The sequence below is a fragment of the Sabulicella rubraurantiaca genome, assembly GCF_017355885.1.
Lineage (GTDB): Bacteria > Pseudomonadota > Alphaproteobacteria > Acetobacterales > Acetobacteraceae > Roseococcus > Roseococcus rubraurantiacus.
In genome coordinates this window covers 468479-492448 of sequence record NZ_JAFEUU010000001.1, presented here as the reverse complement: position 1 = coordinate 492448, position 23970 = coordinate 468479, and the positions used below count along the sequence as shown (strand labels likewise).

Annotated in this window: 20 protein-coding genes and 1 tRNA gene; 6 read left to right on the top strand and 15 right to left on the bottom strand. The window is 69.5% G+C overall.

Annotated elements, in window-relative coordinates; all coding sequences use genetic code 11:
* Positions 1 to 70 precede the first annotated feature (70 nt).
* Genes JTJ31_RS02405 through JTJ31_RS02385 form a run of 5 tightly spaced genes read left to right on the top strand, consistent with a single transcriptional unit; the run spans position 71 to position 6103 of the window.
* Complete coding sequence (locus JTJ31_RS02405) at positions 71 to 3196, top strand: molybdopterin-dependent oxidoreductase (RefSeq protein WP_408015378.1); 3126 nt, start codon at positions 71 to 73, stop codon at positions 3194 to 3196.
* A 1-nt stretch (position 3197) separates the two neighbouring features.
* On the top strand, positions 3198 to 4061 hold the full coding sequence (locus JTJ31_RS02400; RefSeq protein WP_207536985.1) for a 4Fe-4S dicluster domain-containing protein: 864 nt from the start codon (positions 3198 to 3200) through the stop codon (positions 4059 to 4061).
* Entirely contained in the window at positions 4058 to 4978 is a 921-nt protein-coding gene (gene nrfD, locus JTJ31_RS02395) for an NrfD/PsrC family molybdoenzyme membrane anchor subunit (RefSeq protein ID WP_207536984.1), read from the top strand. Before JTJ31_RS02400 ends, nrfD (JTJ31_RS02395) begins: the two co-directional genes overlap by 4 nt.
* Positions 4975 to 5241 (top strand): hypothetical protein, encoded by a 267-nt coding sequence (locus JTJ31_RS02390; protein ID WP_207536983.1) that lies wholly within the window; start codon positions 4975 to 4977, stop codon positions 5239 to 5241. The genes nrfD (JTJ31_RS02395) and JTJ31_RS02390 overlap by 4 nt, the downstream gene beginning before the upstream one ends.
* A 1-nt stretch (position 5242) precedes the next feature.
* Positions 5243 to 6103 carry a formate/nitrite transporter family protein gene (locus JTJ31_RS02385; protein ID WP_207536982.1) on the top strand — a complete coding sequence of 287 codons (861 nt, stop codon included), beginning with the start codon at positions 5243 to 5245 and terminating at the stop codon, positions 6101 to 6103.
* Positions 6104 to 6105: 2 nt separating this feature from the next.
* Here the strand turns inward: JTJ31_RS02385 and JTJ31_RS02380 are convergent.
* Positions 6106 to 6198: transfer RNA gene (locus JTJ31_RS02380), tRNA-Sec, on the bottom strand.
* Positions 6199 to 6243: 45 nt separating this feature from the next.
* Between JTJ31_RS02380 and JTJ31_RS02375 the strand changes: the two genes are divergently transcribed.
* Complete coding sequence (locus JTJ31_RS02375; RefSeq protein ID WP_207536981.1) at positions 6244 to 6510, top strand: PRC-barrel domain-containing protein; 267 nt, start codon at positions 6244 to 6246, stop codon at positions 6508 to 6510.
* Here JTJ31_RS02375 and JTJ31_RS02370 read toward each other — a convergent pair.
* The 14 genes from JTJ31_RS02370 to JTJ31_RS02305 all read right to left on the bottom strand — a co-directional run bounded on the left by JTJ31_RS02370 (position 6449) and on the right by JTJ31_RS02305 (position 23943).
* On the bottom strand, positions 6449 to 8335 hold the full coding sequence (locus JTJ31_RS02370) for a selenocysteine-specific translation elongation factor (RefSeq protein WP_207536980.1): 1887 nt from the start codon (positions 8333 to 8335) through the stop codon (positions 6449 to 6451). The genes JTJ31_RS02375 and JTJ31_RS02370 overlap by 62 nt on opposite strands.
* Positions 8332 to 9696: an L-seryl-tRNA(Sec) selenium transferase gene (gene selA / locus JTJ31_RS02365; protein WP_207536979.1), complete on the bottom strand. Its 1365-nt coding sequence runs from the start codon at positions 9694 to 9696 to the stop codon at positions 8332 to 8334. The genes JTJ31_RS02370 and selA overlap by 4 nt, the downstream gene beginning before the upstream one ends.
* A 35-nt stretch (positions 9697 to 9731) precedes the next feature.
* A complete protein-coding gene (locus tag JTJ31_RS02360; protein ID WP_207536978.1) occupies positions 9732 to 10640 on the bottom strand; it encodes a hypothetical protein in 909 nt (302 codons plus the stop codon).
* Complete coding sequence (locus JTJ31_RS02355; protein ID WP_207536977.1) at positions 10637 to 11044, bottom strand: c-type cytochrome; 408 nt, start codon at positions 11042 to 11044, stop codon at positions 10637 to 10639. The genes JTJ31_RS02360 and JTJ31_RS02355 overlap by 4 nt, the downstream gene beginning before the upstream one ends.
* Positions 11041 to 11643 (bottom strand): DUF3341 domain-containing protein, encoded by a 603-nt coding sequence (locus JTJ31_RS02350; protein ID WP_207536976.1) that lies wholly within the window; start codon positions 11641 to 11643, stop codon positions 11041 to 11043. The genes JTJ31_RS02355 and JTJ31_RS02350 overlap by 4 nt, the downstream gene beginning before the upstream one ends.
* On the bottom strand, positions 11640 to 12965 hold the full coding sequence (gene nrfD / locus JTJ31_RS02345) for an NrfD/PsrC family molybdoenzyme membrane anchor subunit (RefSeq protein ID WP_207536975.1): 1326 nt from the start codon (positions 12963 to 12965) through the stop codon (positions 11640 to 11642). The genes JTJ31_RS02350 and nrfD (JTJ31_RS02345) overlap by 4 nt, the downstream gene beginning before the upstream one ends.
* Positions 12962 to 15595 (bottom strand): 4Fe-4S dicluster domain-containing protein, encoded by a 2634-nt coding sequence (locus JTJ31_RS25150; RefSeq protein WP_207536974.1) that lies wholly within the window; start codon positions 15593 to 15595, stop codon positions 12962 to 12964. Before JTJ31_RS25150 ends, nrfD (JTJ31_RS02345) begins: the two co-directional genes overlap by 4 nt.
* Complete coding sequence (locus JTJ31_RS02335; RefSeq protein WP_207536973.1) at positions 15592 to 16206, bottom strand: cytochrome c3 family protein; 615 nt, start codon at positions 16204 to 16206, stop codon at positions 15592 to 15594. Before JTJ31_RS02335 ends, JTJ31_RS25150 begins: the two co-directional genes overlap by 4 nt.
* 58 nt (positions 16207 to 16264) lie before the next feature.
* Positions 16265 to 16942: an extensin-like domain-containing protein gene (locus JTJ31_RS02330; protein WP_207536972.1), complete on the bottom strand. Its 678-nt coding sequence runs from the start codon at positions 16940 to 16942 to the stop codon at positions 16265 to 16267.
* A 30-nt stretch (positions 16943 to 16972) separates the two neighbouring features.
* Positions 16973 to 19390, bottom strand: coding sequence for a hybrid sensor histidine kinase/response regulator (locus tag JTJ31_RS02325; protein ID WP_207536971.1), 2418 nt, complete (start codon positions 19388 to 19390; stop codon positions 16973 to 16975).
* Between the two features lies 1 nt (position 19391).
* Positions 19392 to 20897: an ATPase domain-containing protein gene (locus JTJ31_RS02320; RefSeq protein WP_207536970.1), complete on the bottom strand. Its 1506-nt coding sequence runs from the start codon at positions 20895 to 20897 to the stop codon at positions 19392 to 19394.
* 121 nt (positions 20898 to 21018) lie between these two features.
* On the bottom strand, positions 21019 to 22317 hold the full coding sequence (gene gltA, locus JTJ31_RS02315; RefSeq protein WP_207536969.1) for a citrate synthase: 1299 nt from the start codon (positions 22315 to 22317) through the stop codon (positions 21019 to 21021).
* Between the two features lie 114 nt (positions 22318 to 22431).
* Entirely contained in the window at positions 22432 to 23367 is a 936-nt protein-coding gene (locus JTJ31_RS24445) for a class I SAM-dependent methyltransferase (protein WP_236019773.1), read from the bottom strand.
* A gap of 18 nt (positions 23368 to 23385) precedes the next feature.
* The gene (locus JTJ31_RS02305; RefSeq protein WP_207536968.1) at positions 23386 to 23943 is read right to left on the bottom strand and encodes a thermonuclease family protein; all 558 of its coding nucleotides are present in this window, start codon (positions 23941 to 23943) and stop codon (positions 23386 to 23388) included.
* Between the last annotated feature and the right edge of the window lie 27 nt (positions 23944 to 23970).

Genomic DNA, 23970 nt, shown 5'->3' with positions numbered 1-23970 from the left:
CGCCATGCCCCGCCGCACCATCCCCGACCGCGCTGCCGAGTTCCTGCGCGAGTGGTCCGTTCCCCGGCAGATGGCCGGGCAGGACCACCGGCGCGAGGCTGCAGAAGCGGCCATGGCGCGAAGCGGCCGTCCGCGAACGGAGAAGGCGGATTCCGTCGGAACCTCCATCTGCCCCTACTGCGCCGTCGGCTGCGCCCAACTGATCTACGCCAAGGACCGCCGGCCCATCGCGGTGGAGGGCGACCCCGCCAGCCCGATCAACCAAGGCACGCTCTGCCCCAAGGGCGCGGCGACGATGGGGCTGATGACCAGCCCTATGCGCCTGGACCGTGTGCTGCATCGTGCGCCCCATGCGACAGAATGGCGCGAGGTGTCGCTCGACTGGGCGATGGACCGCATCGCGCACCTCACCAAGCAGACCCGAGACGAAAGCTTCGTAGGCGATGCCCCGGACGGGACACGCCTCAATCACACCATGGCCATCGGTTCGCTTGGCGGGGCCACGCTAGACAATGAAGAGAACTATCTGATCAAGAAGCTCTTCACCGGCGGCCTCGGGATGGTCTTCGTCGAGAACCAGGCCAGGGTCTGACACAACAATTCGGTGCCCAGTCTGGGCACCACCTTCGGCCGGGGCGCGGCGACGATGCCCCAGTGGGACCTCGCGCGCTCCGACGTGGTGCTCGTGATGGGCTCCAACATGGCCGAGAATCATCCGATCGCCTTCCGCTTCGCGATGCAGGCCAAGCTCCGCGGTGCGACGCTGATCCATGTGGACCCGCGCTTCACCCGTACTTCGGCCATGTGCGACATCTACGCGCCGATCCGTGCGGGGACGGACATCGCCTTCCTGGGCGGCATCATCCACTACCTGCTGGAGAACGACCTCTGGTTCCGCGAGTGGGCGATCCCCTACACCAACATCGCCACCATCATCGAGGACGGGTTCGCGGGCCCGGAGGGCGACGGCACTTTCTCCGGATGGAACAAGGAGGAGACGCGCTACAGCACGGAAACCTGGCAGTACAAGGGCCTCACCGTGCCGTCCCCGCTCGCCGAGGCGTGGATGGAGACGGGCGGAGACTTCGCAGAGCGTGTGTCGCACATGCGCGACGGTCCTCCTCCGCGTGACGAGACGCTGCAGCACCCGAACTGCGTCTACCAGATCATGCGACGGCATTTCGCCCGCTACACGCCGGAGATGGTGGAGCGCATCACCGGCTGTCCGCGCGACCTGTTCATCAAGGTGTGCGAGGCGATGGCGCGCAATTCGGGCCGCGAGCGTACGGGTGCCATCTGCTACGCCGTCGGCTGGAACCACCATACGGTCGGTGCACAGATCATCCGCGCCGGCGCGATCCTGATGGGGCTGCTGGGAAATGTGGGTCGACCGGGCGCGGGAATGCTCGCCCTGCGTGGCCACACTTCCATCCAGGGCTCGACCGACATCGCGACGCTCTACGACATGCTGCCTGGCTACCTGCCACAGCCGCATGCGCTGCGCCCGCATGGGACGCTGGAAGAGTACCTGAAGGTCGAGACCGCACCGACGGGATGGTGGGCCGAGTTCCCGAAATACGCCGTCTCGCTGTTGCGCGCCTACTATGGCGGCGAAGCCTCCGAGGCGAATGGCTGGGGCTATGACTGGCTCGCGCGCATTGTCGGCGACCACAGCATGCTCCCCATCAGTCTCGCGATGGACAATGGCGTGATCCGCGGGCTCTTCGTCATGGGGCAGAACCCGGCGGTGGGCGGCTCCAACTCCAAGCTCGTGCAGCGCGGCCTCGCCAAGCTGGACTGGCTGGTGGTGCGTGACATCGCCGAGACCGACACGGCGACCTTCTGGCGCGATGGCCACCTGATCCGCGACGGCGAAATGCGGCCAGAGGAGATCGGGACCGAGGTGTTCCTCATGCCCGGTGCCCTGTCTGGCGAGAAGGCAGGCAGCTTCACCAACACGCACCGTCTTGTGCAGTGGCACGACAAGGTGGTGGACGCGCCGGGCGATTCCACCTCGGAGCTCTGGTTCGTGGACGAGCTGGGGCGGCGCATCCGCAAGCTCTATGCGGGCAGCACGAGGCCCGAGGACAAGGCGATCCTCAACCTGCGCTGGAACTACCCACGCGACGAGGAGGACGAGCCGGACGCCGAAGCGGTTCTTTGCGAGATCAACGGCTATCGCTGCGCCGACGGAAAGCTCCTATCCGACTTCAAGGACCTAAAGGAGGACGGCTCCACCGCCTGTGGGACGTGGATCTACCTCGGGGTCTTTCCGGAACCGGGGAAGAACCTCGCCCGCAGCCGCAAGGCGGACGGACCCGAGGGGCCGGGCACGCATCTCGGCTGGGGCTTCGCCTGGCCGGCCAACCGCCGCACGCTGAACAATCGGGCCAGCGCCGACCCTGACGGCCGCCCCTGGTCGGAACGCAAGAAGCTGATCACCTGGGACGAGGAGAAGAGCGAGTGGTCCGGGCCCGACGTGCCCGATTTCCCCAAGGATAAGCGCCCTGACTTCGAGCCCGACTGGTCGAAGAAGCCCAAGGGGATGGAAGCCCATAGCGGCTCCGACCCCTTCATCATGATCGCAGATGGTCGCGCCGCGCTGTTTTCCCCCTCCGGCATGAAGGACGGCCCGCTGCCGGAGCATTACGAGTCAGTCGAGACGCCGGCCACCAACCCACTGCATCCCGGAATGTCGTCCAGCCCGGCGGCCAAGCGCTGGGACCAGCACGATAATCGCCTTGCCCCGCCAGCGGACCCGCGCTACCCGCACATGCTGACAACCTTCCGCCTCACCGAGCACCATTCGGGCGGCACTCCGACGCGCATCGTCACCACCACCGCCGAACTCCAGCCCGAGATGTTCTGCGAGATCCCGGTGGAGCTGGCAGGCAGAATCGGCATCCGCATGGGCGACTGGGTCGTGCTCTCGACCGAGCGCGGCGAGATCGAGACCAGGGCAATGGTGACGTCCCGCCTGCGGCCCTTCCGCCTGCCAGACGGCCGCGAGTGCCATCAATTGGCGCTGCCCTGGCACTTCGGCTGGTCCGGCTTCGCCACGGGCGACGTCGCCAACGTGCTGACCGCCGTGGTCGGCGACGCGAATACGGGGATGCACGAGAACAAGTCGCTTGCCTGCGCGTTGCGGCCAGGAAGGCTGAGTCGCGTGCAAAGGCCGCGCAGGGAGGCGACGTGACATGGATGGCGGGCTGATCAACCGGGGCGCGCAGGAGGCCGAGCGCACCGCCGGCGCGCGGATCGAGCCTGGCCGTTCCTATGGCTTCTTCACCGACACGACGCTCTGCATCGGCTGCAAGGCCTGCGAGGTGGCCTGCAAGGAGTGGAACGGCCTGCCGGCCGATGGCGACATGCGCCTGTCCGGCCATTCCTACGACAACACCGGCGCGCTGGGCGCCGAGACCTGGCGCCATGTCGGCTTCGTAGAGCGGCTGGACGATCGCCCAGGCGAGATGAAGCCCTTCCAGTCCAACTGGATCATGTTCAGCGACGTCTGCAAGCATTGCGACCCGGCGCCCTGCCTGGAAGCCTGTCCGACCGGTGCCCTGTTCCGCACCGAGTTCGACACGGTCGTAGTGCAGCAGGACATCTGCAATGGCTGCGCCTATTGCGTCCCGGCCTGCCCATTCGGCGTGGTGGAGGTCTCCAAGGCCGACGGCAAGGCGCATAAATGCACCCTCTGCCACGACCGGATGAAGGGCGGGATGGAGCCTGCCTGCGCCAAGGCATGCCCCACGGATTCGATCCAGTTCGGCGCACTGGAGGACCTGATCCCTCGCGCGCATCAGCGGGTGGAGCACCTGCACGAGATGGGCCAGGACCGCGCCTATCTCTACGGCGCGCCCGGCACTCCTGGCGCGACGCACGGCATCAAGAAGCTCAATGCCTTCTTCCTGCTGACCGAACGTCCGGAGGTGCATGGCCTGCCTTCCGAGCCGGTGCGTCCGGCGCCGCGCGCGCAGCCCTCCCTGCTTGCCGGACTGGGAACTCTGGCAGGTCTGGCAGCCGCTGCGCTGGTCTTCGGCCTTGGGAGCCGGCGATGAACGCGATGGCTCCGGTCCCGCTGCCCGAGCCCTGGCAGGGTGAGACCTATCATGGCCGCCCGACGCTCAAGCCCGCGGAGTTCGACTGGAAGGTCGCGACCTACATCGCCGTCCAGGGCGTGGCGGGCGCGGCGCAGCTGCTCGCTGGCATCTCGCGCACCGAGGATCCAGAGGATCGGGACGGCTTGGCCTCGCGCGCCCGTGCGCTTGCCTTTGCCGGGTCCATCATCGCCCCGGCCATTCTCATTGGGCACCTGAAGACGCCAAAGCGCTGGTACAACATGCTGCGCATCGTGCGCCCGCAATCGCCGATGTCCTGGGGCTCCTGGGTGCTGACCGCCTTCGGCGCGGCCAGCTTCGCGGCCTGGGGCGCGGAACGCATGGGCTGGCGTCGCGCCGCCGACCTCGCGCAGATTCCGGCGAGCCTCGCCGGGGCAGGGGCGGCGAGCTATACGGCGACACTGCTTTCCACGACCTCGAACCCCCTCTGGGCCGCAGCCCGGGCGCCGCTGGCTGCGCAGTTCGCCGCCTCCTCCATGGCGGGCGGCGCGGCGGCGATGGCGCTGCTCCAGCGGAGCGCCGGCAAGGTCGAAAGCGCGCGGCGCCTGGAGCGGCTTTCGGCCGCCGCGCTGGGGGCCGAGACGGCGGCTTCGATGATGCTCTCCGACGCGCAGCGCCGCGCCGGCGTCTCGGCGCCGCTCAAGAAGGGTCCGCCCGCGCTGCTGCACAAGGCGGGCGCCCAGGCGCTGGGCATCGCCGCGCCTCTCGTGCTGCGCGCCCTGGGCCGTCCAGCCCTGGCCTCCGCCGCAATCCTGATCGGCAGCGCGCTGCTGCGCCAGGCGGTGCTGCGCGCAGGTGACGAGAGCGCGAAGCGCCCGCTCGACTCCCTCGGCTTCGCGCGTGAGGTGCGGCGATGAACGCAGCCGAGGCCCGTGCTGCACTGGACCACCTCGCAGACGAACCGCGCCCCTGCACGATGGACAAGGCGCGCGATGCATTGCTGGCGCTGTCCAGCTTGCGAGACGAGCTAGTGCGCCGTCGCCGTGCCGGGGAGGCGGTCGAGGAGGATCTGCGCCGGGTGAACTCGGCGCTGGCGCTCACCTGGTCCGGTGCGCTTCCGGTGGCGGGGTTCCGTCCCGGGCGGCTGGAAAAGGCGCGCGACCTCCTAAAGGGAGGCTGAGATGGCCGAGGCCCCCGAGACGGAGGTCCGCCCGCCCGAGAAGATCGCCGAGACCGCCACGAAGAAGACGGCAAAAAAGGCGCATCTGGACTTCCGGGTGCTCGCGACGCTTGGGATCCTCGCTGGGCTCTATATCGGCTTTGGCGGCCTGCTTGCGACCGTGGCGCTGTCGGGCGGGGAGGAAGCGATGCCCTATGGCGTGTCGCGGCTCCTGGCCGGGCTGGTCTTCACCCTGGGCCTGATCCTCGTGGTGGTGAGCGGCGCCGAGCTTTTCACTGGCAACACGCTGCTGGTGGTGGCCTGGGCGGAGGACCGCGCGAGCCTGGGAGATGTCGCTCGGGCCTGGGTGCTGGCCTATGTGACAAACCTCATCGGCTCGCTCCTCGCCGTGGCGCTGGCGCTGGGCGCGGGGCTTGCCATGTCCGGCGACGGCGCCTTTGGGGCGGCAGCGATGAAGACCGCGCAGGCGAAGGGTGAACTCCCATTTGGAAAGGCTTTCGTCAGCGGCATCCTCGCCAATTCGCTGGTCTGCCTCGGTGTGTGGATGGCCTGGGGCGCGCGCAGCGCGACGGACAAGATCCTCGTCATCATTCCGCCCATCGCGGCCTTCGTTGCGCTGAACACCGAGCACTCGGTGGCGAACATGTCGCTGATCCCGCTGGGCTGGGGTGTGCGCGACCTTTCGGGTTCGGATTTCTGGGAAACAACGGGCCTTACCCCCGCGGAATATCCCGATGCGAGCCTGGAAGGCCTCGTCCGCAACCTTATCCCGGTGACGCTCGGCAATATCGTTGGCGGCGTGCTGGTCGGCGCGGCATACTGGTTCGCCTATCTCCGCCTGAAGAAGGATGATGAAGCATGATGTGGCGGAAGCGGATGGGAATCGAACCCACCGCCCGCCATCGGCGGGCCTGCGGTTTTGAAGACCGTGGGGGCCACCAGGCCCCAATCGCCTCCATCTTGGCAACGTCGCTGCTGAGTTGGGGTTTCGGCGCGGCGGTGATGACGCTGCCGGTCCTTGCGCAGCAGCCGCCGGATCCAGCGGCCTTCGTGGGGCGTGAGGCCTTTGCCTCGGACGGTGCGCGCATCGGCCTGATCCGGCGCGTTGTGACGAACCGCGATGGGGTGCCGATGGGCCTGCTGATCGAGATGGAGGACGGTGCCGTGCTGGTCCCGTTCCAGCAGGTGAGCAACCGCCAGGGCCGCGTCATCCTTCCGCTGACGCGTGACGAGGCCGAGGCCCTGCCTCGCCTTCCGGCTCGGAACTGAGGCGGCGCCGGTCTCCTACGCGCCGCGTGAAGCCCTCCGCATCCAGCCTTTCGAGCAGCGGCACGCCGTGGCGCCGCGTGATGCCGAGCAGCTTGTCGCAATCGGAGACGGTCAGCCCTTCGGTCGAAGCAGACAGGGCAGGGGCAAGGCGGCGCCTCGCTTCGGCCAGCGCATCGCGGTGAAAGATCCATTCGCGCTTCTGCACGGCATCGGCGGCACGGAAGAGGATGCCCTGCGCCAGCAGGTGCCGGATCGCTGACATCCGCACCCGGTCACCCGCCGCCACGGCGGCCGGCTCGGGCGGCGAAAGCGAGGCGTTGCGGAATGCCGCCTCCACCTCGCGCAACAGGCGATGTTCCGCTTCGCCCAGCGCAGCCCCGCCGGGCAGGGCGAAGCGGCCGGATACGAGGCGCAGGACGCCGCGGGCGATGAGGCGCGCTGCCACGGCCTCGCCGGGCGCGCCGACGGGGAGGGCGGTGCGCAGGAGGGCGCGCGCTTCCGGCCCCGGTCCCAGCGTGTTGCGTGCAATCGCGTCGCGCGCCGCCTCGCGCAGCGCCGTCTCCAGCTCAGCCAGCACTGAGTCGGCCAGCGAGAGGCCGCCGGTGAGCGCCACCGCGCCCTCTGGCAATCGGCCTCCGGCGAGGCGGCGCAGGCGGTCCGTGGGCAAGCCGCGCGGACCGGCAGCCTCCAGGACACGCTGCGCCGCCTGTTCTGGTCGCAGCGCCGCAAGGGATTGCAGCAGCGCCGCATCTCGCCCCCGGTGGCGTGGCGCTTCCGGATCGAGCACCACCCCACCAGCCACGGTTCCAACCGGAAGCGGCAGGCGCAGGAGGAAGCGTGCCCGTACTGGCAGGGCGAGGGAAACATCCGGCTGAAGCTGCGCCGCGCCGCTTTCGCCCGGGGACAGTTCCGCACGATCCAGCAGGCGCAGCCGCACACCGCATTCCGCCGTGCCGCAGAGCAGGCGGAACTCCTCCCGCCGCAGGGCGCGAGGGACATCGGGCAACACTGTCACCCAGGCATCCAGCATCGGGGACGCAGCCAAAAACCCGGGGGATGCAAGCGCATCCCCCGGTCCCGCCGCGTCGCCCTTCAGCGCTACGGCGAGGCGCCGTCCCGGCCCGGCTTCCTCCAGCACCCGCCCATGGCTTTGCAGGGCGCGGATGGTGGCGTGGCGTGGGCCGGGCCAGATCTCCACTGTGTCACCGGGCATCAGGCGGCCTGCCCGCAGCGCGCCCGTGACAACCAGCCCCGCCCCGGGCCGATGGAAGGCACGATCCAGTGGCATCCAGGCTTGCCCTGCCTCGCCAGTCACTTCCGGCTCCGCGAGGTCGATCAGCGCCGCGCGCAGCGCAGCCAAGCCCGCACCTGAAACGGCAGAACACGGCAGGCATGGCCAGTCACCCAGGCCGAGCTGAGCCAGAAGGGCACGTGCTCCCTCGGTCGCCGCTGCCACTTCACCACCGCCTGCAAGGTCGGTGCGCGTGACGGCGACCACGCCGCGGCGCACGCCGAGCAGCGCGGCGATGCCTGCATGTTCGTGCGTCTGGGTGCGCGGGCCTTCGCGCGCATCCACGACCAGAAGCGCGGCGCGCATGGCGGAGGCGCCTGCCGCCATGGCGCGCACGAAGCGCTCATGACCCGGCAAATCCACGAGATCGAGTTCGGCCCCTTCGCCCTCCAGCCGCGCATAGCCGGGCAGGATGGAGATGCCGCGCCGCTTCTCCTCCGGCAGACGGTCGGTGTCGGTGCCGGTCAGCGTGCGCACCAGTGCCGTCTTTCCGTGGTCCACGTGGCCCAGCACGCCGATCAGGGCACGCCTCATGCAAGGGCCTCCGCCACCGCGCGCGCCGCGTCGCCAATCTCACCCTCGGCGAGGGTGCGTGGGTCGAGAAGCAGCCGTCCTCGTTCGAGCCGCGCGACGAGGGGTGGACGTGACCGGCGCAGCCTGGCTGCAAGCTCCTCTGCCGTCATGTTCTCGGGGTGCAGTGCGACGAGGGTGGTGGGAAGCCGCGCCAGCGGTAGGGCACCGCCCCCCACGAGCGAGTCCCCTGCCACAGCCTCCGCCCGCGCCGCTTCGGGCAGAAGGGTCAGAAGGGTTTGGGCCCGCCGGGACAGGCTTTCCGCTCCTTCTGCCATCATCCGCAGCGCCGGCACCTCGCGCAGGGCTAGTTCCGGGTCGCGGTGCAAGCGCAGCGTCGCTTCCAACGCGGCCAGCGTCGCCTTGTCCGGACGCAGGGCGCGCATCAACGGGTGCCGCGCGCAGCGCGCGATCGCATCCTCCCGGCCCAGGAGCAGCCCCGCCTGCGGCCCACCTAGCAGCTTGTCGCCGCTGGCCGCGACGAGGTCGAAGCCGTCGGCCACCGCCTGGCGCAGCCCACGTTCGCCTGGCAGCCCAACACGTGCGAGATCGAGCAGCGCGCCGCTTCCGAGATCCTCGACGGAGACGAGGCCCCGCTCGCGCGCCAGCGCAGCGAGGCGGGCGGGCTCGGGCGCCTCGGTAAAACCAAGGATTCGGTAGTTCGATGGGTGGACCCGCAAGATCACCCGCGCGTCAGGTCCGATTGCGTGTTCATAATCCGGCAGGCGCGTGCGGTTGGTGGTGCCGACCTCGACGAGGCGCGCACCTCCCTGCGCGACGACCTCGGGAATGCGGAACCCGCCGCCGATCTCGACCAGCTCGCCGCGCGACACGATTGCCTCGCCGCCCGAAGCGACAGCGGATAGCGCCAGAAGCACGGCAGCGGCGCCGTTATTGACCACCAGCGCCGTCTCGCATCCCGTCAGCTCGCGCAGCAATGCCGTCGCCCCGCCGAAGCGGTCGCCGCGCCGGCCGGACTCCAGGTCCATCTCCAGCGAGCAATAGCCGCGCGCGACTTCCGTCATCGCGGCGATGGCAGGGCCAGCGAGCGGGGCGCGGCCCAGATTGGTGTGCAGCACCACCCCGGTCGCGTTGAGCACGCGGCGCACGCCCTCCGCTGCTCCGAGGCGCGCTTCCAACGCGGCGAAGAACTGCCGCGCATCGAAGCTCTCTCCCGCTTTGCGAAGCGCCGCCAGCTCTTTCCGCATGGCGTCCGCCACAGGGTCGCGCCCGCGCACGTGCACCAGGATCTCGCACTCTGGCATGGCAAGCAGGCGGTGCAGCGCAGGTAGGGCGCGGCGTGGATCAGAGGCAGCAGCATCCATGGCGGCGGAACGGGGAGGCGAGGCTTCCCGTTGCGTCAGGCCCGCCGCAGCATGAGGAAGGAACCCGCAAGCAGCGCCGCCACCACCACCAGATCGAGCACCGGGGAGACTGCGCCTGGCGGTGCCTCCGGCCGCACCACCCAGAAGAGGTGGACGGGATGCTGAAGCAGCAGAAGCCGAGCCACCAGCTTGAAGCGCCAGTCACGCCACTGCGGAACGATGGCCAGCCCGACCGCGCCAAGCAGCGTCGGCAGGAGCCATCCGACCTTCAGCCAAGCCCATGCGCCATCGCTCCTCCGCATGTACCAGGCGGCTTCCGCGGGAATATCGGCATAGTAGACCACGACATATTGCGTGAACCACAGCCACAACACGCCCAAGGCGATGCTCAACAGCGCGCGTTCCAGCCCGGTCCGCGCCTCGGGTTCCGATGGTTCTCCGCGACGCATCGCCAGCAGCGTGGCCAGGGCCAGCACGAAGGCGACCTGCTCGGTCATTTGGGCAACGCCCTGCACGCTCCCCGTCCAAGCGGCATCGCGCGAAAGCGCCCATTCCTCCATCGCAATCGCACCCGTGATGAACAGCACAGCCAGGGCCATGCCCGCACTGCCGCGCCCGGCCGCAGGGCGCGCCAGGAGCCAACCCAGCCCGGCCCAGAGCGACAGGATGGCGAGCGAGGCGATCCAGACCACGGTAGGGTCTTCCATAGCCTCGCGGGGATCGTTCCCCCACGGCCAAATGTAGGGCGCCAGGATACGCATGGGCAGCGCCAGCAGCAGCGCTGCCAGCGGCGCCCAGCGCGCCAGCGGCGCCAGGGTAGGGCGGAGAGGATCGAGCCAGGATTCCTTCAGCAACCGTCCTATCGTCATGGCCAGCGCGGCCCCTAGCCCAATTCCGGCGGCGAGCAGAAAGAGGAGCAGCCAGGTCTCGGCCAGGGCGCTCACGGCAGGCGCTCCACGAAGCGCGAAACGGCCCATCGCTGGCGTGGGTCCAGCCGCCCCTCGACCGGATGCGCACCGGCGAGATTGGACTGAAGTGCCGCCATGCTCTGCAATGCGTCGCGAGGCAGGGGCGGGATGGGCGGATGGCCGTGGCGCGTCACGACGCCATCTCCCGCGCCGGATGGGCCGTGGCAGGGGGCGCAGAAGACGCGGAATAATTCCGCCCCCTCGCGCAGCAGCGCCTCGTCCACTGGGGGGCCAGGCGGGGCCAGGGCGGCGCGGCGCGCGGCGGCACCTTGCGCCACGCTGCCCTCCGGCGCGGGAATGGGCGGGGGTGGGCGCGGGCTTTCCACCCAGCCATCGCAGGCCGCGAGCAGCATTAGGAAGGGCAGCGCTGCGGGTCTCACGAGGGCGGCACCTCGCTGACGCGCAGCGGTGCCTGGGACCGGAGGAAGCGCTGCGCGCCCTCCGGCGTGTGCATCGGGTCGTCCGGGCTGATCCAGAGGAAGAACCGGTCCTCACTAGCTCTCAGGAAGCCGCGCGCGGCGAAGACCGGATGGTGCAGGCGCGGAAGGCCGTTCAGCCACAACATGGAGAGCAGCGCCGCCAGCGCGGCGACCAGCACGCCAACGATGTAGGCCGCTGGCAGGTAGACCGGCCAGGCATGTGGCGGGCGCCCTCCCACATTCACCGGATAGTCCACGACCGACAGGTACATGGTCAGCCCATAGGCGCCCGCCATGGCGGCGACGCCCGCCCCGGCCGCGATCCAGCCGACCGGCGCGGCATGGATGCCCATTGCCTCCGCCGCATCGGGAACGGGATGTGGCGCATAGGCCTCGAAGCGGGTCCAGCCCTCGGCGCGAGCGGCGCGCACGGCTTCGGTCAGCGCATCAGCATCGTGGAACTCGGCGATAGTGCCGGCGCCACGTGGCGGCAGAACGACCTCCGCCGCGCGCGGGCGCCGCAGCAACCAGTAGAGGGCGGCGCCGAGGACGCGCTTCACCGCTCCTCCTCCTCCAGCTCCTGCTCGCTTTCCTCGTGCCGTGTCTCGAACATGGACACGGCCGGCAGGAAGCGGCCGAAGCACAGCAGGGCAAAGGCGAAGAACGACGCGCTGCCCAGCAGAAGGGCCCATTCGTCGCCGCTCGGCGCATAGGCCGTGACCGGGAATGGAACGCGGGGCCGGGAGACCCCATCCACCACCAGCGACCAGCGATCGAGCCACACCCCCGCCGCGGCGAGCAGTCCGATGGGCACAAAGATCAGGTCACGGCGCAACTTCTGCCACCAAAAAAGCTGCGGGAGGAGGCCACTCATGACCACCGCGATCCACCAGGCCGGCCCAGCAAGCCGGACCAGGAAGGCGTCGCGCGTCGTCCCATCCTCTTGCAGTAATGCTGTCCCCGCCTCATGCATCCAGGCGAGGAGCGCGGCGATGCCGGCGGCGGCGAGGAGCCGCGCCAGCAGATCCATGTCACCGCGGTCCACGAACTCGCGCAGCGACAGCCCATGCCGCAGCGCGACGGCGAGGGCGAGCACGATTCCGAGGCCCGAAGGGAGGCCGGTGGCGATGAAATGCAGGGGCAGCCGCGCTTGGTGCCAGTCGGCCACCACGGTGACAGCGAATTCCAGCGCCACCACCGTCTGTGCCGAGAGCAGCAGCGGCAGCACCAGCGCGGCGACCATGCGGTAGGCGGCCTGATGGCGATGCCAATGCGCGACCGACCCGCGCCAGCCCAGCGCCGGCAGCCCGTAGGCGCGGGCTAGGCCTATTCGGCCACGCCGCGCCGCCCGGTCGCGCAGCGTTGCGAGGTCAGGGATCAGCCCGACATACCAGAACATCGAGGTGACGAGCACATGCGCGCTGATGCCCCAGAAATCCCAGACGAGGGTCGAACCGAATTGCGGCCACAGCCCCCAGGTGCTGGGGTAGGGCAGCGTCCAGTAGAATAGCCACGGCCGACCGAGATGCAGGATGGGATAGAGCGCCGCCGCCAGCACCGCGGCCAACGCGGCGGCCTCGGCGAAACGGTTCACCGCCGTCCGCAATCCGTGCCGCCGCAGGACCAGCACGGCGGCGAAGAGGCTCGCGGCATTCGCAACGCCGATCCACCACGCATAGGCGATCAGGTCGAAGCCCCAGACATGTGGGATGTTGTTGCCCCAGACGCCGATGCCGACCCAGAGCAGCCGCGCCACCGCGATGGCGAGCACTACCACCCCAGTCCCGGCCAAGGCGAAGCCGAGCCAGCCGCCCCAGCCGAGCGGCCGCAGCGCAGCCTCCGCGACGCGCGCGGTTGAGGGGGGAGGCGTGTCCGTGCTCACGCGCCCCCCTCCTCGACACGGGCGAGGTAGGAGGTGCGCGGCCTTGTCCCAAGCTGCTCCAGCATCAGGTAGGAACGCGGATCCTGGCGGGCGCGCGCAACATCGCTTTGAGGTTCGTTGAGGTCGCCAAAGAGGATGGCTCGCGTCGGACAGGCCCGCGCACACGCCGTCTCGACCGTGTCGAGCCGCCCCTCGGCGCGCGCCGCCTGGATGCGGTGCGTGCAGTAGGTGCATTTCTCCATCACGCCGCGCGGCCGCAGCGCCACATCGGGGTTCCGCGCCGGGGTATCCACGCGGCGGCGATGATCCTCGAAGTTGAAGCGCCGCACCTTGTAGGGGCAGTTGTTGGAGCAGGTCCGCGTGCCGATGCAGCGCGGATAGACCATGGCGTTCAGCCCCTCATGGTCATGCAGCGTGGCGTTCACCGGGCAGACCGGCTCGCACGGCGCCTTCTCGCAATGCATGCAGGGCACGGGCTGGAAGACAGAGCGATCCTCAGGCCGATCGTGCTTCTCCACGCGCAGCCAGTGAAGACCGCGGCCGCGCGCCATGTCCTCAGGGCCCACCACCGGCACGTTGTTCTCGGCCTGGCAGGCGATGGCGCATGCGTTGCAGCCGATGCAGGCGTCGAGGTCGATCGCCATCGCCCAGGCCGCGCCGGGATAGGACCAGGGCTGGTGCAGGGACGGTGTCGGCGCGAAGGGTGGCAGCCGCTCGCCCGGCCCGATGACCTTGGCCGCGTCGGGCTCAAGCCCCGGCTGGGATTCCCGCGCGATGAGCGCGACGCGGCGCCCGGTGGGGCGGAGAGTGAGGTCCGGCACGACCCAGGCGCCATCGGCCGGGCGCAGTGCGGCCGCATGGAAGCCGCGACCTTCACCGACCGGCCCGCCAGCGCGTCGCCCGAAGCCGAGGGGCAGCGTCACGCAATCCACCGCCTGCCCGGCTAGTGGCAGCACCGGGGCTCGAAGGCTTTCGCCGCCCAGGCTCAATTCCACCTCGTCGCCTGGTGCGAGGCCCAGGCGCGCCGCGGTTTCCGGCGCGACGAGCGCGGCGTTGCCCCAGGACAGGCGGGTCAGGGGGCGCGGCAATTCCTGCAGCCAAGCCTCATGGGCGAAGGCTCCGGCACGCAGATGTGGGTCCGGCGCGAAATGTGCGGCGAGGCCGGGAGGGATCGGACGGCCGGGCAGGTCCCAATCAGCGCGGAGGGCGAGGGATGCGGCGGGCACGGATTCGCCGGCCACGCCGGCTTCCAGCGCCTCTTCCCATTTCGACTCGAAATCCCCCTCGCCCCATGCGCCGCGCCACGTTTCGCGCACCGCGTCGCGGCCAGTGCCCTCCCAGCCCAGCAGAGCGAGCAACGCCTCGACGGCGCCCATCACCTCACCACCGGGACTGCGCGCAACAGGCTGCCGGATGCTCGGCGTGCCGTCGAAGGCGCGGGAATCGCCCCAGCTTTCCAGCGGATGGTTGAGAGGGAGGTGCCAGCTTGCCACGCGGCCCGTCTCGTCCACCCGTTCCGCGATATGCACCGAATGGACAACGCGCCCCATCGCCGCGGCGAAGCCTGCCCGATCATGCGCGGGATTCACGTCGAGCAGGAGAAGACGGCTCACCTCGTTCGCGCGCATCGCCTCTTCCAAGGGCGCCATCTCGGCACCGCCCGCGGCTGGTGCGGGGACGAAGCGCAGCGCGCGGCTGCCGAGATGCGCGTTGATCGCGTGGGCGATGGCATGCACGGCGGCGGACTGGCCACGCCCCGTCAGGATCAGCGCCTCGGACCCTGCCTCGCGCAGCGACGCCGCCAAGGAGGCGGCGGCAGGATGCGCAGCGCCGGCCACCAGGCCCGCGACGCCAAGTTCCGTTGCGATGGCGCGGGCAAGTGGCTCGAACTCCGCCGGGTGCAGGGCAAGGCGGCGGTCGGCGCGGGCTCCGGTCAGGCTCGGGCTCGCCTCGGCGACCAGGAGCCGCGGCCGCCCCGCCTGCCATGCCCTTGCCAGGGCCAGCTGCGCCGGCCCATGGCCAAGCGGGTCGGCGCCCAGGCACAGCATGGTCCTTGCGGCCCGCAGGTCGGGCAGCACCTCCACCGCCTCCCCGAAGGCGGCGAGGGCGGCCGCCTGGGAGGCCGGGTCTGCCATCGGGTCGTGGACATGCCACGTGCTGCCGGGATTTGCCGCCAGCGCCTCGGCCACCAGACGTCGCAGGGTCGGGGAGGAAAGGGGGCCAGTGACGATGCGCAGCCCCTCGCCGCGCAGCCCGTTGAAGGCATCCCGCGAAGCGCCTGGCGCCGCTGGGCGGCCATGTTGCAGCGCCTGCCGCGAGCGCTCGGGTGCGTGCAGCGACAGCGGCGCCGATTCCAGGAAGACGTCGCTCGCACCTAGGCTGGCGGGATGGCGAGGATTACCCTCAACCTTGATCGGGTGTCCGCCGCGCGTCCGGACCAGGACTCCCCGCCCCAGCCCGTCGAGCTCCAGCGTGGTGGCGAAGACCGCATCCTCCGAGGCGACGCCACGACCGCGCCCGTGCAGCGGATGGCCGAACTCGTCCGGCTCATCGCATCCAGCGAGGGCGGAGAGCGCGATCGACGCGCCCATCACCCGCAGCGCATCGCGCCGTGTCGCGCCGCCGCTCACTTGTGGCAGACCGTGCAGCGGGTGAGGGGAGGAACCTCGACCCCGGCATGTACATATGGCTGCGCGCCGAGGCCCACGGGCGTCAGCCCGCGCGATCGCGGGTCACGGTGGCAATCGAGGCACCAGCCCATGGAGAGCGTCTCCGCGCGAACCGTTCGTGGCATCGTCTCCACCGCGCCATGGCAGGTCGCGCAGGTCATGCCCGCAGCGAGGTGCGCCGCGTGGTGGAAGCGGACATGGTCAGGCAAGCGGTGCACCGAGGCCCATTGCGTCGCCATCCCCGTATCCACTGCTGCCTGGACGGGCGCGAATTGCGCGGTGACGTTCCAGACACGCTGGTGGCAGCCCAGGCACAGCTCGCCGGAAGGCATCCCCGCACTGGCACCACGCGCCGCGTTGCTGTGGCAGAAGCCGCAATCGAGCCCAAGCTGGCCCGCATGGACGGCGTGGCTGAAAGGGATGGGCTGCTCCGTCGGTTTTCCGATGGCCCATGTCGAGCCGGAGCGCGCCCAGGCATAGCCGAGCGCCAGGGCGAGCACGGCGAGGAGCGCCGCGACGACGAGCGCGAGCCGAAGCCGCGCATCGGCGCGAGGGGTGAAGAGTGGCGCCATCAATCCCAGCTTTCCGGCGCGTAACGCGCCGATGCCGGGAGGGTTGGCCCTGCCTGCCTCAGCGGCAGGCGCGCCACGTGCCCATGTCGAGATGAAAATGATCGCGATGCGCCGCGTCGCGATCCGGCCCTAGCACCACCGAGAAGGAGCGACAGGCGCCGTCGCGCGCCGCGCGCAGAAAGGCGGCCTGCTCTGGCGGGCCCGTCCAGCCGCGCAGCAGCGTCACCTCGCGCCCATCGGCCAGACGGAAGCCGGCGATGTCGATGGCATTGGCCGTGGCGTGTTCCGATCGGCGCCCGCTGGCCGCGTGGTTCACGTTGCGGCAGTTCCAGGTGCCGAGATGGCGCACGGAGACGACCTCGCTTCCCATATGGCGCCGCGCGGCAGGCTGAAGCCCGTGGCGCTCCCAGAGCACCCACGCGGCGGCGACGCGACAGGTCACGGTTGGCGCAGCGGGGTTGGCCGCGACCGGACCCGGCAGGCGCACGGCGCTTTCCACCGCGCATCCCACCTCCGATGGCCGGTCGGGCACGCGGATGGCCGTGATCCCCGAGTTCTCGAAAGCCGCAAAGCAGGCGGCAGGGTCGCGCGAGAGCCACGCCAGCTTCAGCGGCGTCAGCAGGTTCGGCGGCGCGCGCAGGTCGAGCGGCGTGCGCGGGTTCCATTGCGGCGGCAGCACGCGAAGGCCCAGCCAGCCCAGCCCCGCAAGGACCACAAGGAGCAGAAGGAACCGCATCGCCCTGCCAACGCAGGAAGGGCCGGAAGGTCAGGCCTTCGCGGCGCGATGCCCGGCCAGGCTGACCACAGCGCCGCCCTGCAGCAGCCGCGCCACCTCCCGCGCCAGGTCACCATGGCGGAAGGGCTTGGCGAGGCGGGGCAGGGACTGTGCCTCGCCCTCGCCGAGGGTGGAATAGCCGGTGATGAGCAGGGCAGGCAGGTCGGGCCGCAAACGCCGGGCCTCGGCAATCAGAGCGCTGCCGCGCATCTGCGGCATCAGGTAGTCGCTCACCAGCAGGTCCAGCTTCGTGTCGCCGCGCAGCAGGTCCAGGGCCGCATGGACAGACGAGGCCTCGGTGACGGTGTGTCCCATCTCCCGCAGCATGTCCGCCGTCGCGGCGCGGACCAGCTCCTCGTCATCCACCAGCAGCACGGCGGCGCGGCTCGGCTGCGGCACGGGGGCATCGGTCCCGCCGCGCCGTGCTTCCGCCTCCCCAGCCGCCACGGGCAGCCACAGCTCCGCCGTCGTGCCCTCACCGGGGGCGCTGCGGAGCCGGAGCGCGCCGCCCAGCTGGGCCGCGAGCCCGTGCACCATCGAGAGGCCGAGCCCGGTGCCCTTGCCTGGCCCCTTGGTTGTGAAGAAGGGCTCGATCGCGCGCGCCAGAGTGGCGCTGTCCATGCCGGTTCCGGTGTCGCTGACCGAGAGCCGGACATAGGAACCGGGCGGCAGCCCGCCGTGCCGTGGCGGCGCCTCCACCACCTCCGCCCGCAGATCGAGCCGGCCTCCCCCCGACATGGCGTCGCGCGCATTCACCGCTAGGTTGAGCACGGCAAGTTCCAGCTGGTTCGGGTCGGCACGAGCCGGAGCAAGATTTGGCTCCACCGAGACCGAGACCGTGATGTGCGGACCGATGGAGCGCTGGACGAGGTCGCGCATCCCCTCCACCAGCGCGCCGATATCCACTGGCCTTGCTTCCAGGTGCTGCCGCCGGGCGAAGCTCAGCAGCCGCTGGACCAGGAGCGCTGCACGCTCGGCGCTTTGCAATGCGCCGCCGATCAGCTTCACCGAACGCGCATCTACCTCATGGCGGGTGCGGAGGAGATCGAGCGCGCCGATGATCGGCGTCAGCAGGTTGTTGAAGTCATGCGCCACGCCGCCAGTCAGCTGGCCCAGCGTCTCGATCTTCGCCGTCTCGTGCAACTGCGCCAGGGCGGTGCGGAGTTCCGTCACGTCGCGCCCCTCTGCGACGAGGGAGACGACGCAGCCCACCTCGTCGGTCAGCGGCTTCAGCGAGAAATCCAGCAAGGCCCGGCTTTCGCCGGCGCCGCGCATCTCGATCTCGCGCCGCACCGTCTCGCCGGCGGCGGCACGCGCTACATCGGCGCGCAGGGTTTCCGCCAGGGCCGCATCATGAGCCGCGAGGGGGCTCAGCCAGATCGGCCGGCCCACCACATCCGTCGCCGCCAGCCCGCCCCAGGCAAGGGCGGTGCGATTCACCTCCTGCACCGTGCCGTCGGTGGAAAGCAGGGCCGCGATCTGGAAGGAGGAGTCGAAGATGCCGCGAAACCGAGTTTCGCTCGTGGCGAGGGCCAGGGTGCGCTCCTCGACCCGCGCTTCCAGCGTCGTGTTCAGGTCGTGCAACGCCTCCGCTGCCGCCCGGCGCTCGGTGATGTCCTCACCGGAGGAAAGCAGCCCAGCGAAGCGCCCATCCGGCTCCCGCAGTACGGCGTTGCGCCAGGCGACGACCCGCGTGCTGCCATCCGCGCGCAGCACCTCGTTCTCCTGGTAGGCAATGTCCAGCTCCTCTCCGGAGATCAGGCGCTGAAAGGTGTCGCGCCATGCCTGCCGGTGGTGCGGCGGCACCGCAGCCTCGAACCAGTCCTTGCCAAGCAGGTCTTCCGCCGAGCGGTGCCCGAGGATCTCGACGCCCTTGGGATTGATCTCCGCGACGCGGCCGCGCCCATCAAGCACGAGCAGCATCACGCCCGCGACCTCCAGGTAGCGGCGGGTGCGGTCGCGTTCCTCGCGAAGCTGCGCGCCTTGCACGGCCAGGCGCGCCACCTGCCGCTCGGCCTCGTGCTGGCGGGCACGTGCGCGGAGTGCGGCGCGGGCCGAAGAAACTAGCGTGACCGGCAGCAGCGGCCGCTCCAGCAGCGTCACATTCCCGAGCCGCTCGGCCAAGTGGGAGCGCGGCAGCGTTGCCTCGCGCCGGAGGGTCAGCAGGATGACGGGAAGGTCGGACCAGGGCGGCTGGTGCCGGAGCCACCCCTCGAGGAGCGCGAGCGCATCCTGGTCCATCGCCTCCTCGGCGACGATGACGGCTCCAACCTCGCGCCGCCGGAGCAGGGCGACGAGCGAAGGGGCATCCGGCGCGACGACGTTGTCAATGCCTACGCCAGACAGGATGTCGGAAACCACCTGCGAGTCGCGGCCCACTGGCGCCAGAATGCCGAGCCGGGCCGCCATTTCAGCCGTCGCGGTCCACGAGCAGATCCCGGGCTTGTCCGGCGTAGGAAGGCACGCCGGTGAGGACGCCCGAGAACTGCCGGAGCGGTTCGCCAACACGGATGCCCTGCGCGTCGATGCGATACTCGCGGATCGTCGATTCATGCCCGCCCGTGCGCTTCTTCAGCACCGATATGGCGCGGCGCATCTCCGCCGCTGCCTCGAAGAAGCGCAGCAGGAGGACGGTGTCGGACAGGTAGGTGAGATCCACGGGCGTTTGCATCGGGCCCACGAGACCATGCTGCGCCAGCACGAGGATCGTGAGCACGCCGCGCTGATTCAGGAAGGTCAGCAGCTCGTGCATCTGGAGCAGCATGAACTGCTCCTCCGGCATCGCATGCTGGTAGCCCGACAGGCTGTCCAGCACCACGACCCGTGTCCCGCGATCCAGAACCTCGGCGCGGACGAGGCCGGACAGCTCTCCGGGCGAAAGCTCCGCCGGGTCCACCTGCTGGAATGCGAAGAGCGATTCGGGCACCTGATCGGGGCGGATGCCTAGCCCGTTCGCCCGGCGGAGGAAGTTGCGCCGCGTCTCGTCGAAGGAGAGGAAGATCGCCCGTTCGTTTCGCTTCACCGCGGTCATCGCGTATTGCAGAGCGAGGGTGGACTTGCCCGATCCGGCCGGCCCCATGATGAGCGAGGAGGTGCCGCGCTCGAGCCCGCCGCCCAGCATGCGGTCGAGCTCGATGATGCCGCTGGGCACCGACTCCTCCTCATCCTCGGACCGGGGCATGTGGTCGGCCGCAACAAGCCGAGTGAAGACCTGCAGCCCGCCTCGGCGGATGACGTAGTCATGGAAGCCGCCGCGGAACGCGCGCCCACGCATCTTGTGCACGCGAAGCCTGCGGCGCTCTGCTCCGAAAGCGATGGTCAACTGCTCCAGCCGGATCACGCCATGGACGAGGCTGTGGAGGTTGGCGTCGTCCATCTCCTCCGTCAGATCATCCACGAAGAGGGTGGTGGCGCCATTGCGTGAGAAAAAGTGCTTGAGTGCCAGCACCTGCCGTCGGTAGCGCAGCGAGGTGGCGGCGAGGAGCCGGATGTCGGAAAGGCTGTCGAAGACGATGCAGTGCGGCTGGACCCTTTGCACCGCTTCCATGACCAGGCTCACCGTCTCGCCCAACTCCAGGTCGGAGGCGTAGACGACCGATTGCTCGCGCGAAGGGTCGAGGCTCAGCTCCGCGGGAACCAGTTCGAAGAGGTCGATGCCTTCGAGATCCCAGCCATGGGTCGCGGCAGACTGCCGCAATTCGTCGATGCTCTCTGACAACGTGATGTAGAGGGCGCGTTCTCCCCGCTCGCGCGCCGCGAGCAGGAACTGCAGCGCGAGCGTGGTCTTGCCGGAGCCGGGGCGGCCTTCGATCAGATGGACGCGGCCGGCCTCGTATCCGCCGGCCAGGATATCGTCCAGCGCCGCGATGCCGGTCGGGACGCCATTTCTCGCCACGGGCAGGGATGCGTCGATCATGAAGTTCCTGGAGGAAGTCGGGACGCGCGCGTCAGGGACCGCCCCGTCCTCCCCAAAAGGGAAAGCGGGACGGCCCGTCTGTCAAGTATCCCGGGAAGAACGCCCTTGCAGGAAGCGCCCTTCAGCGCGAGTCCACGGCGCGGTAGTCGCGCGAGGCGGCGCCCGTGTAGATCTGCCGCGGGCGGCCGATGCGCTGCGACGGATCCTCGATCATCTCCTTCCACTGGCTCACCCAGCCCACCGTGCGCGCCACCGCGAAGATCACCGTGAACATGCTGGTCGGGATGCCCATGGCCTTGAGGATGATGCCCGAATAGAAATCTACATTCGGGTAGAGCTTGCGGCTGACGAAGTAGTCATCCGTCAGGGCGATGCGCTCCATCTCCATCGCCATGTCGAGCAACGGCTCATCCTTGATCCCGAGTTCGCCCAACACCTCGTGGCAGGTTTCCTTCATGATCTTCGCGCGCGGGTCGAAGTTCTTGTAGACCCGGTGCCCGAAGCCCATGAGCTTCACGTTGCTGTTCTTGTCCTTCACCTTCTCGATGAAGCTCGGGATGTTCTCGGGCGTCCCGATCTCATCCAGCATCTTCAACACCGCCTCGTTCGCACCGCCATGGGCGGGACCCCACAGGGCGGCGATGCCGGCGGCGATGCAGGCAAAGGGATTGGCGCCGGTGGATCCCGCAAGGCGCACGGTCGAGGTGGAGGCATTCTGCTCGTGGTCGGCGTGCAGGACCAGGATGCGGTCCATCGCCCGCTCCAGCACCGGCGAGACATTGTAGGGCTCGGCCGGCACGGCATTCAGCATGTGCAGGAAGTTCGCCGCGTAGCTGAGGTCGTTCCGCGGATACACGAAGGGTTGGCCCAGCGCGTACTTGTAGGCCATGGCCGCGATGGTCGGCACCTTGGCGATCAGGCGGAACGCCGCGATCTCGCGCTGGTGCGGGTCGTTGATGTCGAGATTGTCGTGGTAGAAGGCCGCCAGCGCGCCGACCACGCCGCACATAATCGCCATCGGGTGCGCGTCGCGGCGGAAGCCGTCGAAGAAGCGGCGGATCTGCTCATGCACCATAGTGTGGCGCGTCACGCCGTCACGGAACTTGTCCAGCTGGGTGCGGGTCGGCAGCTCCCCGTACATCAGCAGGTAGCAGACCTCGATGAAGTCGCTCTTTTCGGCGAGCTGCTCGATCGGGTAGCCGCGATAGAGCAGCACGCCCTCGTCGCCATCGATATAGGTGATCTTGCTTTCGCAACTCGCCGTCGTGCCGTAGCCGGGATCGTAGGTGAAGACGCCGAGCTGGTTGTAGAGCTTGCGGATATCCGCCACCTGCGGCCCGAGCGTGCCCGTCAGCAGCGGCATGGACGCGGAGGAGTTGGTACCCTCCAGCGTGATCGTGATCGAAGAGGCTTGGCTCATGGTGCGGGCGACCTTCCTTGAGACATCGAGTGCGGGCCCGCCGGGCGGGCAATCCTTGTGCAACGCAAGATAAGCGCCGTGGGAGACTTGTCCATTGGCCCCCCCGGCGGCGGCCTATCGCTCCGCCTCGAAGACGAGTACCCCCGCCGGGTCGTTGGCGGTCATGCCCTGCCAGTGGGAGGAGATGAAGACGAAGCGCGGGTCACGGAACCCGGCGCGCTTCGCCTGGTCGAGGATATCCCAGCCCGGGATTTGGAAGACGAGCGAGCCGCCCTCCGGGTCCAGTGGGTTGCCGTGGTACTCGGGCTGGGCAAGGTGGCGGATCGTCCCGCCCTCCATCGCCGCGCGCTGGTCGGTTGTCTCCTCGCCCACTGGAAAGGTTGCGATCAGGCGGCCACCCGGGGCCAGGATGCGGGCCATGTCGCGGAGCGCAGCGTCGAGGTCCGGCACGTGCTCCAACACCTCGTTGCTCACGATGAGGTCGAAGGAAGCGTCGGGAAGGCCGGACCGGGTGATGTCAATCGAGGGGATGGGATGAAGCTTCCGCGCCTCCTCCTCTGACCCTGCGTATTCGGAGCAGAGGCAGCGCGCGTAGCGCCCGCGGAGCAGCAGGGCAAAGTTGGTCAGCGCTTCATGTGCGTGGATGCGGAGGTCCCAATTCTTTCCCCCGCGCGGATGGTTCAGCACGCGCTCCATGACTGCGCGGAGCCGGGGACTGAAACCGCCGGCCAGGAACTCCTCCCTGATGTTCAGGCCGCGCAGCTCGACGGCGCTCGGGGGCAGGCGGCCGAGCAGCGTGGAATGGATGCCGCGACGCCGCGCATGGGCGATGATGGACTCCATCCTTGCGCGCGAGACCAGTACCTCGTTCTCCGCCAGGAAATCCTTCCATTCCGCGAAGGAGCGGAACTCGCGTTCCACATGCTCGGGCAGGGCGACGGCGGGATCAACCTTCAGACCGAGCACGTAATCCACCCAGATACGGCGCAAAACGCCCCGGAGAGGAACCGGCACGAGAGGGGTAACGAGCAGGCGCAGCCGCCTCAGCAATTGCTGCGAAATGGATCCTCAGCGACGCCAGTGCGCGGGGGGTTCGAATCCTCCAGCCCAAAGTCCGCGCTGCGCAGCGCGGGCCTCAGCCTCAAGCGGAACCAAGGCAGGTAGGCTGTCCGCATCTGCGAGCGCCCAGCCATTCGCGACCATTGAGGCGTTCAACTCCGCACCCCCGGCCTGGCAGAGCCCAAGCGCCCTCCCGAATCGGTCGCGTCCCTGCACGCGGCATTCCACGGCACGCTCCTGGACCAAGCGCGCCAGCTCTGCTGCGGCGGCGGTGCCGCAGTCATACAGGCGGCCGCTGGCGTCGGTGCATGACTGTCCGCGCTCGGGGGCGGCGATGCCGTGCAGGCGGAGCGTCCGCTCGCCGAGGCGCAACGTGTCGCCGTCCAGGATGCGGATCTCGGAGGCCGGGGAGTGCCAGTCCGCATTGCGTGGAGCGGAGCCCATGAGGTCTGACGGCAAACCGATTCCCGCCAGCACTGCGCCAGCGAGGGCAGCGATGCCGACAAGGGCCGCGCGGCCCAGCCGGGATTCGGATCGGGCGGGCTTGAAGATGCGGCGCTGTCGCATGGCTCACGGTTAAACCTTCGACATGCG